Raw genomic sequence first — 12,337 nt, forward strand, 5'->3', positions numbered from 1 at the left:
AGTATAGCAGAGAAAGGGGGAAAGAAGGGCTTTGGTTTCTGTCTTGTGTTTTTGAGTCTGTAATGTTATCGATTATAAGTTTGTAATTCACGTAAAGTTAGCTAGTTTTTCATAATCTAATTTTAAGACAAAGCAAAAAGCCCACTGTTGTAGGCTTTCTGTAAGACATTTCTTAAAATTAAAGCATTTTGTTGTAGAATAGATTTAGTATAAATTACACTTTGATATGCTTTATAAATGTTGATTCTGTAGTATTTTTAGAATTTACATATTAAATAAAATAGATTAAACTTTACTCCAAGGTGGACAAAAAGGAGTACAAATTTCATGGTGATGAGTTCAGTAGGCAAGTAAGAAGTACCGTTTAGGTGCTTTTTATTTTACTCTATTTATCTTGGCTTAATTCAAGTATTTCCATCACCTTATGAACAATCATCTTATGCTGTGGGTGTTTCTGAATCTTCAATAACAGTTCCATCATCTCTGTATCTTGTGGGACAGAATAAGGTAAGAAAAAATCACTCAACGGAACTTCTAAAGCATCAACAATCTTCACAAAAGTTTCCAAAGAGATATTTCTGTGACTATTCTCTATTTGACTGATATAAGGAACACTTAGATTTGTTCTTTCTGCTAATTCTTGCTGTGTAATCTTCTTTGAAACTCGTAAATCTCGTATCTGATTACTTATAGTTTCTAATATATCATCCATTCCTTTACCCTCTATGTTAAATCTACTATCTATCTTATAGATTAAACAATCAGGTTTACATTCTCTATAGTTTAATATTAAATAAAAACATATTCTATTGTTAAAGTTTGTGTGATATAATTATAACTATTGGGAAATATTTATTTTATTTCATTAAGTAAAGTTAATGTATAGGAGGTCATATATATGATTAAAAAGCTCAAGGAATTGAGCAAAGAACAAAAGATTATAGGTGGTATTGTACTATTGCTTATCCTCAGTTTGTTCTTCACACTACTAACTAGCGGTAGCACTAAACACTCACAAGCTCAAACCAAGGCTAGTGATTCTGTCAAACAGTCTTCACAAGTTAAACAGTCTAGTTCATCTTCCTCTACTTCATCATCTAGTAGTGAAACTAGCTCTAAAATAGAGAAATGGTCCCCAACTGGACATATAGCTGTAGATGCTTATCTAAATACACCACAAATTAAAATCATACTGCGAGCCAAAGCACTGAGAGAGATAGCACACAAACTCTCTAACACAGATAAACTCTACGAAGTTGAAGCCGAGGTAATTGGGATTGAAGAAAAAGATGAATATCGTGAGTACAACATAACAGGTAAGAAGCTTCTTATCCGTACACCTGAATCACTAGCTGTGAAAATGAATGAACTTATGGTCTATACAGGAAATACAGTATCTTTAGAAAAATATGATTCAATCGATAAAGGTTCGTTAGTAATCAATGAAGTGAGAAAAACAGAAAAAGCACAAGAAGAGGAAAAAGCAAGTATTGAAGCCTCCAAATCAAAAGAGGAGGAAAGGAAAGCATCTTCACGAGAAAAAGAGCAAGAACAAGCTTCATCTCACACTACAACTACTCCTACACAATCGTCTACGCCTGCTACACAATCAAATTTAAGACCGTTCAAAAACTGTAAGGAAGCACGCAAAGCAGGACGTGTAAACATACCTGCTAGTGACCCACAATACGGTCCATGGTTAGATAGAGACAAAGACGGATACGGATGTGATGAATAGTAAAAAAGTTCTTATTCTACTGTCACTACTACTTATTATAATTGTCACATTCACAGCATGCTTAACCACTCAGCCACAAACAGACTACCAGATAGCTGTAAACAGATTCCCAAAGATAAGTATAGAGGCGGTAGAACAGAAAATACAACATCAAGAGAGCTTTTACCTATACACAGGTAGAGAAAGTTGTCCATATTGCCAAGAATTTGCTCCAAAACTAGTAAAAGCAGTAGATAAAACTGAGACAACTGTGTATTACTTGGATAGTGAGAATATAGATAAGACAAGTTGGAATAACTTCAAAACAACTGTAGGATTCAAAACAATCCCCAATCTCACTTACTTCACAAATGGTACAGTATATGACATATTACCGAAAGCAAGTCAAGCCAGTGTTGAAGTGATTGAATCATTTATAAGAAAGGAATAAATAATGAACCAAGAAAAAATTTCTAAATATATTGTAGGTTTTCTAGTGATATTTACTTTATTATTTGGATTATTTGCTTATATTGCAATAAGCTATGGTAATCAACAATATGTTAAAGATACGGAACGTGTTACTAAGCTAGTTGAAGCACTAGAAAATAACACAACAAATATAAAACAAAATATAACGTTAGAGGAAGCTTTGAAGCTTGTTTCTGATGATAGTGAATTGTCATCTGTTAAAAAGGAAATTAAATACCTAGAAGATAGATATCCAAACGACCACGAGTACAAAATTAGTAGTTTGTCCTCCCGTGTAAACGAAGTGGAATTAAAACTTAATAAACAAATCGAAAAGATTAAAGAAGAAAAAGAGCGACAAGAACAAGAAGAACGGGAAAAACAGAAAAAATTGAAAGAGGAAGCAGAGAAAAAATCTAAAGAATCTGAGAAAAAATCTAATGAAGAAAACAGAAAAGTAGATTTAGATGCTTTCTATAATGCAATTCAAGAGGGTGTAGATAAAGTAAATACGCAGTTAGGAGCAAATATGCTCGAAATGGAAAAAACATCTGTAACACCTGGCATCAGAATCATTCTCACAGAAAATAATGCTTCGTATTCAAATAAAGAACTTAGAGCAATTATCAGTGCACTAAACAAATCTTTATATAAAATTGCTAAATCCCACGGAGTAAATAGCCCTAGATTCTATTACACTCTCAGTGGGGAAGAAGTCGCTGTGAATCGTTATGTAATGGCACCTGATGAAGTTAAGTTTTCTGGAATATTAAAATAGGAGAGTACTAATGAACATAGGGAAAATTATTAAAATAACTGAGGATACTGCTTATATAGGTTATGAAGATGGAAGTTTAAAGGAAATTCCTATTGAATCTTGTGACTTTGAACCTAGTATAGGGGACTATGTAGAAGTTTATGAAGGTATTGTCATAAAAGTCGACATCAACAAGAACAACATAGAAAAAAAGAACCAATATAAAAAAATAGGAATTATAGTCACTCTACTATTACTGTTTGTAATTATTGTTATAAGTTTTATAAATACTAAAGAACAAATTTCAAACAATCAAACAACTTCAAGTTCAACATCAAAACAAATTTCATCATCCAAAAAAAGTAGCTCTACCTCTTCATCTTCCTTAAAGGAAAGTAGTTCCAGTTCCTCATCCTCAGTACCATCAAAACCTAAGATTACTGTAGATAATGATAAAGCAAATTATAGTGAAGTAGACTATAACAAGTGGAATCATGATGAAATAGCCGTAGATACTAAAGTAAGAGTATATGGTAAAGTTTTACAAGCTATGGAAGATGGGAAAGCCTATACACTGCGTGTAGCCATAAATGATGACTATGATAAAATTATTTTGGTTTCTATTCCTTCTGAATACAACAATAGAGTTATAGCCGAAGATGACCATATAACCTTATACGGACTAGTAAAAGGGAGACAAAGTTATGAAACGGTCTTCAAAGCCACAAAAACGCTACCTCTCATGGTTGCCTATATGTACGAAAACTAATACTTCATGAAAAATAAAAAATATAACCAAATTATTCACGTTTCAGATACACATATTATCATTCGACTCCACACAAACGAGACTCTAGATGTTCCTATCAATGAGTTAACTTTTCATCCTAAAGTAAACGATATTGTTGAAGTTTACCAAAATCAGAATCATGTAGTAGTTTGTCCTCTACCACAGAGCAACAAGCTTTGGATTCTTATAACCTCAATTACACTTCTACTTCTTACCATTATAGGAGCTACTTTTTTATTCTTTAAACATCCAGATAGGCATATAGAAACAGTAGATAATCAATCTTCACAACAAAGCTCCTATACTACTTCTAGTTCCTCTGCATCATCCAGCTCTTCATCCAGCACATCTACCACAAGCTCTAGCTCAACTGAAGATAGTATAATAGATACGACAGCGGAAGAGCTTCGAGACATGGAGAACGATGGTAGGTTAAAAACTGGTCAACTATATCGCTTCACAGCAGAACTAACACGACAAAAGTTTTGGGAAGCATACGTAGGACATTTTAAAGCTCTAGAAGCATACCATACTATTTGGGTAAAAGCTAGTAATGCTCCTATAACTGGTGTACAAGTACAAATTAAGAAATCTATGATTGAGGGATGGCAAGAAGGAGCAACCGTTACTTTCACAGTCAAAATCATGGAAGACTCTGAAAAATTTCAATTCTGGGTTGCTACTGATGCCACACTTATCACGACTCCCACAGAAGAAAAGCACACAGAAAATACAACACAAGAAATTGATACACAGGCTATTCTACATGGAGACTACTCTAGTATTGCTGGTACTTGGAGGAATGAACTAGGATATGAAATAGTGTTTAATAAGAATGGGTTAACAAAAGGAGGACAGATAGCTCAGTCAGGCATGGGAAGCGATGGACACATAGGTTTTAGTGTCAGCTCAGGACCTATAGGAGCTGCAATGGGAATATATCCCCCTGGAACAAGTATACCTATGAAACGATTTGAGAATAACCAAATGGTATCAATCGAAGACCCAACTGATAAAAGTAAAACTAGAATTATCATTACTCAAACACATCCATCTGATGAAAAAGCTGTCTACTACAAAATAGACTAAAACAACATTCCCTATACTTACAAAGTTTTCCTAGTTACCTAAAAATCCCTGCAATTACTCATTGCAGGGATTTTGTATATCCTTTATATCACATGAACCTCCTTCAGACAATTCCACACTACTAACACATTTTTGATATAGAGAGTTAATCGGTGAATAGCAAAATTCACATACATCCATTACTATTCTATTTTTTAATCGACCCTTAGAAATCCCATTATCACGCGCATTACTAACCACAAACACAAAAAGATAAATTGATACATTTGTACAGTACAAACTGATAGCTGAATTAAGACAACACTACAAAAGTATGAAATTCTATAATGTAAAACCTCTTTAAATAGCTATTTTCATTCTCTATTTTATCTCACAAGCATACGCCTTTATGCCGTGAAAGCAAATTGACAGTAAGTAGGCACAAAGTACGCTAAGAACGTCTCAGACGAAAGGCTTTAGTTTTTCGGATGGACAGTTCATTTGTACGAGAGTGCCTTGTTTCTTGCTGTCAATTAGACCATGGAATAAATTAGGCGTATTTGGTACTTAACAAAGTGTTTCACTCCTTTGCTTTCGCTCATGGCGAGCTAGTCGTTCACACTTTGTATATCTCTAGAATGATACACTTGATACACTAATTTCTAACTTCTTAGGATAAATAAAACAAATAAAATTGAAAATAGAAATGGAATTTACTGTTTCAAGTGTATCAAGAGCATGACCTCAATACATATCCCTTATGTCTCTTTGCAGTATCCAAATTAAAAGGCTCAGAATGAATAAAATAATCAGAATCACCCTCATCAAAATCTTTACAAGTAGATAGTGTTGGCTTAAATACCCAGTTTGTTGGAAGTGCTTCTTTTAATTCTTTGTGAAACGCTTCCTTAGTTCCTCGTTCTAAACCGTTTCCCTCACAGAATTGTTTATATGCCCACAGCATAAATGAATTCGGCAAGAAAGTAGATTTCACACGACTAAACAGATAATATGAAAACTGTTCAACACTTGTCATAGACTTACCATGAATTTCCTGAATAGCAGGGTGATGACTGATATCCTTGAATCCATCACTGATATCATATTCTAATGCATTCTTCAATACATATTCTAATACATCATGACGTTTTAGATAAACCTGCTTTATTTCTCTCTTGTAACCATCTTTGTTAAATTCAGAAACGAAGGGAAGTATGAAAGTTCTTCTTGCTATAGCTTCTTTGTCTCCTTGAATCTTAATCAATCGATTAGATGATTGAACAATCACAGGAGTAAGTCGAGCAGAATAGGCCTGTTTGCCTTTCTTTTCGATTGTGACAATATCATGAGTAACTAGAGAAAACATAGTAGAAGGGTCTGTTATCACCTTATCAATAGGATTATCATCTCCAATAACTAAATGTTTACCTATTAACTGTGAAGTGGCAAAACGATTTTTGCCATCTAATTCAATTAGTTTCATGGAGGCTGTATTAATCCTACCTACTAAGTTAATTAACAACTCTTGGAAACTACCTTTACCTGTTCCTCCTTTTCCAATCAGCCAAATAATTCTCTCATCAGCATAACCACGTATCACTGCCAAAATTGTTTGCCATGCTAAGTGAATTAGTTCAGCATCATTATTAAACAGTTCAGCTAACCAAGAATCAATAGACCAACCACCTAATACTGGAGAATTTGCTTCTGAATTATAATTTACTTGTACCTTATGTGTAAACACAATTGAAGGACTGTATTTCATTCCATACCGATAATAAGTATCATAAATACAATTCCCTAAAGCTATGTAACGTAAACCTTGATATATACTTACATTTTTACAGCTACAACTTAGTGCACAAATGGTCTCGTATATATCAGCACTCCTAAAAGAAGGTTCTAATCTTCTTACTAATTTAGGAACTATATCCCAAGCAGGTTGATAAATCCCCTCTTTTGGATTGTACACAAATAAGCTACCTTCCCCAGCATCCTCTATTTCAGCTATACTAACCACAATGAGATGAGCCGTTAAGAATTCTGCCATAATATGAAAAGAAGGTTTTCTATTTTTCTGCTTCTCTTTTTCTGAAACGGATATATGTGGGTTAGAGTCAATTACCTTATTTTTATATGTTTGCCATGCATCCTTATATTTATCTAATGGAGTAGAGTTATCAAAAGATTGAATGGCACTCTCAGGGTAAGTTTCAAATTCATAGTCTGATTCTAATACAGAATCTTTCGCTTTAATCTTAATTATTGACATATTCATGTTCCTTTTGTTTATAAACATCACACTGTATAGTGTATTTGAGCAATTGAATCTGTGATTCAACATGGCAACAACTTCCTATGTATTTCATGTAATCATAGGACTTTTCAACTATATTTTTTATTATTTCATACAATATAGTTACTCCTTTCTAGTAATTGAAAGGAACTTCATAACATCTGATTTCTTATAGAAAACTTTGCGAGTTCCTTCTATTGGTGGACAGTATCTGGTTAACCCCAAACGCTCCCATTCATGCAGAGTCACTAAACTAATACCTAGTTCTTTGATTAACTCTTTCTGTTGAATCAAGCCAAACGAGTCACTGCGAGATGGAAGCACTGCGTGTGATAGATAATCATCTATTAAAAACTCAATCCTTCCCAACAATGCTAGTTCTGCTTCTTGAGATAATATCCCTTGTGGTATACTATACATATATCCTCCTTCTTTCCTATTTGTTCACAACTATCCTCTCATAACTATTACAGCCTGCCTCCTTAACTAAGTTAATTAACTTAGGTTATGTTTTGCATTTTATCAGTTTTATATTTACATGTCAAGAGTTTTGTGCTAAAATATTACTAAAGTTATTAAACGGAGGTTAAATATGATAGGAGCATATCTTAAAAAATACCGCACAGAAGGCGATGTAACTACTAAAAGCCTTGCTGAAGACCTAAATGTATCACAGTCTTATATCTCACAAATTGAAAATGAGAAAAAGATTCCCAGTTTAACTAAACTCTTTGAAATTACTGAAAGCATTGCTTCATTCTCTATAAAAGAAAAATGCGAACAAGATGGATTAGAGTTCGATGAATACTACATTGAATATCAAACATTGGCTAGCAAATATATTGATGATATAATCAAAAATATCAACATGGATTCAGTTCATAACGATAAAGAGAAGCAACTTTTAAAAGATTTAATTGAATTAAGAAATGGTGAATCCATATTCTCAAAGTTAAAAACATACAAAGATATTAGCCAAGATATTATTAATGGAAAGAATATTAAAATCAACCTTGATTATATCTTTAGAAAGAATGTAAAAATAACTATTGATGGTCAAGCACTCACAACTGAAGACTTAACCGCTCTACAAATACTAATTGAAGGTATTCGTTCTAGACACAAATCATAATAACTATTTTTCATAACCTTTTACAGCTTGCCTACTGATGTTAGAAAGGTTAAGAAATGAAAATAGCAGAAATCAAGAAACAAAATGGTAGCACTGTATATCGTTCTAGGGTATATCTTGGTATCGATATGACAACTGGAAAAAGAATACAAGCTAATCTGACAGCTAGAACAAAAACTGAACTGAAGAAAAAAGCTCAATTAGCTAAGACTGAATTCCAAAATAATGGCTGTACTAAAAAGGAAACAATCTCACTAACAAGCTATGAAGAAGTAGCTCAACTATGGTGGGAAAGCTATCAACACACAGTAAAACCAAATACGCAAGATTCAGTAAAACGACTATTAGCTAACCATGTAATTCCTTTATTTGGTTCTTATAGGTTAGATAAGTTAACTACTCCAACTATCCAACGCATTGTTAATCAACTAGCTCTACGTGCTAACAAAAGAGAAGAAGGTGCATTTCTACACTATGATAAAATTCACGCGCTAAATAAACGTATCCTACAATATGCTGTGACAATGCAGATTATTGATATAAATCCAGCTCGTGAAGTTATTCTTCCTCGTAAAATAAAAAAGAGTAGAAACAAAGTAAAACACTTTAATAACTTAGAGTTAAAGCAATTTCTCAGCTATTTAGAAGAGGCTAACTTAGCAATATATAGAAATATCTATGAAATTACTTTGTATAAGTTTCTTCTTGCTACTGGTTGCCGTATTAACGAAGCCTTAGCTCTACACTGGTCAGATATTGACCTACATAATGCAACTGTGAATATTACAAAGACACTAAATCATTTAGGTGAGATTAACAGCCCAAAGTCTGAGGCAAGTTATCGCACAATTGATATTGACCCACAAACTATAGAGGTCTTAAAAGTGTATCAAAAAAGACAAAGACAAGAAGCTTGGAAACTTGGTCGAACTGAAACTGTTGTCTTCTCAGATTTTATTCATAAATATCCAAACAATAAAACACTATCAACTCGTTTAAACACACGTTTCAAACATGCTGGTGTACCTAATATTGGATTCCACGGTTTTAGACACACACACGCTAGTCTTTTACTAAACTCTGGAATACCATATAAAGAATTACAACACCGTCTAGGTCATTCTACATTAGCTATGACTATGGACACTTACAGTCATCTCTCCAAAGAAAAAGCAAAAACAGCCGTCTCATTTTATGAGAAAGCTGTAAGTTCGTTATAAGTGATGACAAAAATGATGACAAACCCAGAAATCAACGTTTTAAGACAAAGCAAAAAGCCCACTGTTGTAGGCTTTCTGTAAGATATTTCTTAAAATTAAAGCATTTTGTTGTAGAATTCAACGACAAGTGCTTCGTTGATTTCTGGGTTGATTTCATCGCGTTCTGGCAAGCGAGTCAATGAACCTTCCAATTTTTCAGCATCGAATGATACGAATGCTGGACGTCCAAGAGTTGCTTCTACTGCTTCAAGGATAGCTGGAACTTTCAATGATTTTTCACGAACTGAGATCACTTGACCTGGAGTTACACGGTATGATGGGATATCAACGCGTTTTCCGTCAACAAGGATATGGCCGTGGTTTACGAATTGACGAGCTTGACGACGAGTAGTCGCAAGACCAAGACGGTAAACAACGTTATCCAAACGACGTTCCAAAAGAAGCATGAAGTTGAAACCTAGGATTCCGCCTTTGATTTTTGTAGCTTGTACGAACAAGTTACGGAATTGTTTTTCACCTACACCGTAAGTGAAACGAAGTTTTTGTTTTTCAGCCAATTGCAAACCGTATTCTGACAATTTAGAACGGTTGTTTGGTCCGTGTTGTCCTGGTACATAGTTACGACGTGCCAATTCTTTACCTGTACCTGTAAGTGAAAGGCCAAGGCGACGAGCTTGTTTCCAAGATGGTCCTGTATAACGTGACATGTGAATGTCCTCCTGATATAAATAATATTTCGGTGGAAATAGTCACTTAGAAAGCCCTGATTCGTGCAGATGCCCTTCGCCTAAACAGCCAAGGTTACTTATCATAAGACACCTGTTGACGAGCTTCATGCTTTCCTGCTGATATTTCACACAAAGGATATTGTACCATGAATGGTTAGATTTGTAAAGGGGTTTTAAGCTTTAGTTTGTGTCTATTTTTTTGAGGTAGTAAAAAAATACATCAAAAACGGAAATGTAAAAACAAGGCTAAACAATTTTACTTGCTCAGCCTTGACATCTACTAAAATTTCTGATAGTATTAATCTTACTGATAAACAAGACCCAATTGTTTATCTTTATGAGAGGTACGTTGCTGCGTGCCTCTTTTTTTATTGATAAAATTATTATACAATTTTTATTACTATAAGTCAAGAGTTTACTGAGTTTATGACATTTTATTTATTGATTTTTTTGCCTGCAAATCGTTGTTTATCTCTCTGTTTTCGGCCCTTCCAAGAAGAATTTACAATCGTCCCTAAACTTCTTGGAGCTTGATCGATCTTTTTGCGTACTTTTGCACTACTCATTCCTTCTGAGTGGTATTTTTCATATTCATTTCTCCAATCACCAAAAAATAAATCTCGGAGTTCTTGATTGTAAGACAACAAAATAAGATGGGACATAGCATCTGCATGATTTAATGACCAATACATTCCTCTATTTTTCATCCGATAACTGATTTTACGATGCTGACTTTCCATAATTCCTAAACTTGCTGTATCTAGATTCCTCTGTTCAGGAGGTTGCGTATATTTAAAATTTCCAAGGATTCTATTCTTAAAAACCTTAAAAGTATCAATCTTCTTTTCGTTCTGATTAAGTAGGACGAGTGATTCTAGTGTATCAATAGCTGTGTTCAGTGTCTTCTTGCAATGGCTATCTATGGCTTTCATAAATTGCTCTAGTAGCTCTACAGAATACGGTTTGACCAACTTTTTTATTTCTTTGTTTATATGGTATCGATCCCAAAAATGTTGATGATGCTTTATCCCTAGATCGTGTGATATTTCCTTAAATAAATGTGGAGTATATCCGTGACCCATATCTGAATTTGTCACAAGTAGAGTATCTGACGTAATTTTAAAATGATTATAAATATAATCTACTACTCTTTTTCTTGCTGTTCGATTATTGGGTGACACAATTTCGACCTTATTTTTTAAAATTTTCCTCTTTCCGTACACCTCCGTTCCGGTATGGATGACAAAATGAGATAACTCTTTATTCTGTTGTTCCTTTTCACGTCCACTGACCTTTATCCAGACACCATCTCCTTCAAGATAAATAACAGGAGTCTCAATTTTTTTGACAGGTACTTCATCGCTATAGAATCGATAATCTTCTTTCTCATTTAACAACTGACTTGCTAGCTTTATTGCTTTTAACACCGTGTCTTTAGTGATATAAACCTGGTACATTAGTTCAATGACTTCCACTACTTTCCGATATGGTAACATTGTAGCTAGTTTAGTGATCTGATATAGCAATTCTTTGGAATAGGCAATACGTTTCTCTAGACCTAACTTCTCATCTACTGGAATTCTACATTTCCCATTCTTATACCAGCGCCTTCTTGAAAAAGTTACCTGGCCAAACGTAAAAGTAACGGTTCTCTCAGCATAGTTTACAAATTTGTACCCTCTAGCTCTCATTGTGGGTGCGATATAGTTGTCATAGTCGCTTACAAATTTATGAAATTCTTGTAAATTTTTATCTTTAAATTTCTCTACAAATTCTCTTTCATCAATAATTTTTGTATCCAAAATAAAAACACTCCCAACTAAAATCATAATAAAAAAGTATAGAGATTTTAGTTCAGGAGTTCAAATATTTTTTGTCAGCAAAGATAAAAACCTTCCCTATAAGGAAAGGTTTTTTGATTGAAATTATAATTACAATTATATTTATATTTATAGTGATAGGTTTTCAATCAGTTTATCAAGGTAATCTGATGCAGACTTTGCACCAGCTGCTTTAGCAATCTCATCTAATTTTTTCCGATTGCTTGGTTTCAAAGTAAACTGAAATTGTTTCTTACGTTCAAAACTTTCAAAGCTGGCTACATCTGAAATCTGCTCAGGTTGATGGGTTGCTTCGATAATCTGCGAAATCTCTTTTT

General features: G+C 33.8%; 13 protein-coding genes. 7 read left to right on the forward strand and 6 right to left on the reverse strand.

Features of this window, described 5'->3' with window-relative positions; all coding sequences use genetic code 11:
- Positions 1–385 precede the first annotated feature (385 nt).
- A complete protein-coding gene (locus HMPREF2837_RS09680; RefSeq protein WP_075230894.1) occupies positions 386–712 on the reverse strand; it encodes a helix-turn-helix domain-containing protein in 327 nt (108 codons plus the stop codon).
- A gap of 186 nt (positions 713–898) precedes the next feature.
- Here HMPREF2837_RS09680 and HMPREF2837_RS09685 point away from each other — a divergent pair, with 186 nt between their 5' ends.
- Genes HMPREF2837_RS09685 through HMPREF2837_RS09705 form a run of 5 tightly spaced genes read left to right on the forward strand, consistent with a single transcriptional unit; the run spans position 899 to position 4,824 of the window.
- On the forward strand, positions 899–1,738 hold the full coding sequence (locus HMPREF2837_RS09685) for an excalibur calcium-binding domain-containing protein (protein WP_075230895.1): 840 nt from the start codon (positions 899–901) through the stop codon (positions 1,736–1,738).
- Positions 1,731–2,168 carry a DUF6568 family protein gene (locus tag HMPREF2837_RS09690; protein WP_075230896.1) on the forward strand — a complete coding sequence of 146 codons (438 nt, stop codon included), beginning with the start codon at positions 1,731–1,733 and terminating at the stop codon, positions 2,166–2,168. Before HMPREF2837_RS09685 ends, HMPREF2837_RS09690 begins: the two co-directional genes overlap by 8 nt.
- Before the next feature lie 3 nt (positions 2,169–2,171).
- Entirely contained in the window at positions 2,172–2,966 is a 795-nt protein-coding gene (locus tag HMPREF2837_RS09695; RefSeq protein ID WP_075230897.1) for a hypothetical protein, read from the forward strand.
- Positions 2,967–2,976: 10 nt separating this feature from the next.
- The gene (locus HMPREF2837_RS09700) at positions 2,977–3,714 is read left to right on the forward strand and encodes a hypothetical protein (protein WP_075230898.1); all 738 of its coding nucleotides are present in this window, start codon (positions 2,977–2,979) and stop codon (positions 3,712–3,714) included.
- A gap of 6 nt (positions 3,715–3,720) precedes the next feature.
- Entirely contained in the window at positions 3,721–4,824 is a 1,104-nt protein-coding gene (locus HMPREF2837_RS09705; protein ID WP_075230899.1) for a DUF6287 domain-containing protein, read from the forward strand.
- 709 nt (positions 4,825–5,533) lie between these two features.
- Here HMPREF2837_RS09705 and HMPREF2837_RS09710 read toward each other — a convergent pair.
- Together HMPREF2837_RS09710 and HMPREF2837_RS09715 are read right to left on the reverse strand one after the other, a co-directional pair.
- Positions 5,534–7,075, reverse strand: coding sequence for a phage/plasmid primase, P4 family (locus HMPREF2837_RS09710; RefSeq protein ID WP_186823225.1), 1,542 nt, complete (start codon positions 7,073–7,075; stop codon positions 5,534–5,536).
- Positions 7,076–7,222: 147 nt separating this feature from the next.
- Complete coding sequence (locus tag HMPREF2837_RS09715) at positions 7,223–7,519, reverse strand: hypothetical protein (RefSeq protein ID WP_075230901.1); 297 nt, start codon at positions 7,517–7,519, stop codon at positions 7,223–7,225.
- 172 nt (positions 7,520–7,691) lie between these two features.
- On the opposite strand from HMPREF2837_RS09715, the gene HMPREF2837_RS09720 reads away from it, so the two are divergent.
- Positions 7,692–8,231 (forward strand): helix-turn-helix domain-containing protein, encoded by a 540-nt coding sequence (locus tag HMPREF2837_RS09720; RefSeq protein WP_075230902.1) that lies wholly within the window; start codon positions 7,692–7,694, stop codon positions 8,229–8,231.
- Between the two features lie 56 nt (positions 8,232–8,287).
- On the forward strand, positions 8,288–9,451 hold the full coding sequence (locus tag HMPREF2837_RS09725; RefSeq protein ID WP_075230903.1) for a tyrosine-type recombinase/integrase: 1,164 nt from the start codon (positions 8,288–8,290) through the stop codon (positions 9,449–9,451).
- Between the two features lie 95 nt (positions 9,452–9,546).
- On the opposite strand, the gene rpsD is transcribed toward HMPREF2837_RS09725, so the two are convergent.
- The 3 genes from rpsD to HMPREF2837_RS09740 all read right to left on the reverse strand — a co-directional run.
- Positions 9,547–10,158: a 30S ribosomal protein S4 gene (gene rpsD / locus HMPREF2837_RS09730; protein ID WP_000092756.1), complete on the reverse strand. Its 612-nt coding sequence runs from the start codon at positions 10,156–10,158 to the stop codon at positions 9,547–9,549.
- A 455-nt stretch (positions 10,159–10,613) separates the two neighbouring features.
- Entirely contained in the window at positions 10,614–11,981 is a 1,368-nt protein-coding gene (locus HMPREF2837_RS09735) for an ISLre2 family transposase (RefSeq protein ID WP_061087892.1), read from the reverse strand.
- Positions 11,982–12,128: 147 nt separating this feature from the next.
- On the reverse strand, positions 12,129–12,337 hold a 209-nt coding region (locus tag HMPREF2837_RS09740), incomplete at its 5' end, for a hypothetical protein (protein ID WP_075230904.1).

Origin of the sequence: Streptococcus sp. HMSC071D03, from assembly GCF_001812125.1 — a bacterium.
GTDB lineage: Bacteria > Bacillota > Bacilli > Lactobacillales > Streptococcaceae > Streptococcus > Streptococcus pseudopneumoniae_N.

Bases quoted from the DNA above. Each gene is read 5' to 3' on its own strand.
- HMPREF2837_RS09705 (WP_075230899.1), top strand. From the start codon at position 3,721: ATGAAAAATAAAAAATATAACCAAATTATTCACGTTTCAGATACACAT.
- HMPREF2837_RS09680 (WP_075230894.1), bottom strand. From the start codon at position 712: ATGGATGATATATTAGAAACTATAAGTAATCAGATACGAGATTTACGA.
- HMPREF2837_RS09710 (WP_186823225.1), bottom strand. From the start codon at position 7,075: ATGTCAATAATTAAGATTAAAGCGAAAGATTCTGTATTAGAATCAGAC.
- rpsD (WP_000092756.1), bottom strand. From the start codon at position 10,158: ATGTCACGTTATACAGGACCATCTTGGAAACAAGCTCGTCGCCTTGGC.
- HMPREF2837_RS09685 (WP_075230895.1), top strand. From the start codon at position 899: ATGATTAAAAAGCTCAAGGAATTGAGCAAAGAACAAAAGATTATAGGT.
- HMPREF2837_RS09690 (WP_075230896.1), top strand. From the start codon at position 1,731: ATGAATAGTAAAAAAGTTCTTATTCTACTGTCACTACTACTTATTATA.
- HMPREF2837_RS09725 (WP_075230903.1), top strand. From the start codon at position 8,288: ATGAAAATAGCAGAAATCAAGAAACAAAATGGTAGCACTGTATATCGT.
- HMPREF2837_RS09720 (WP_075230902.1), top strand. From the start codon at position 7,692: ATGATAGGAGCATATCTTAAAAAATACCGCACAGAAGGCGATGTAACT.
- HMPREF2837_RS09700 (WP_075230898.1), top strand. From the start codon at position 2,977: ATGAACATAGGGAAAATTATTAAAATAACTGAGGATACTGCTTATATA.
- HMPREF2837_RS09695 (WP_075230897.1), top strand. From the start codon at position 2,172: ATGAACCAAGAAAAAATTTCTAAATATATTGTAGGTTTTCTAGTGATA.
- HMPREF2837_RS09715 (WP_075230901.1), bottom strand. From the start codon at position 7,519: ATGTATAGTATACCACAAGGGATATTATCTCAAGAAGCAGAACTAGCA.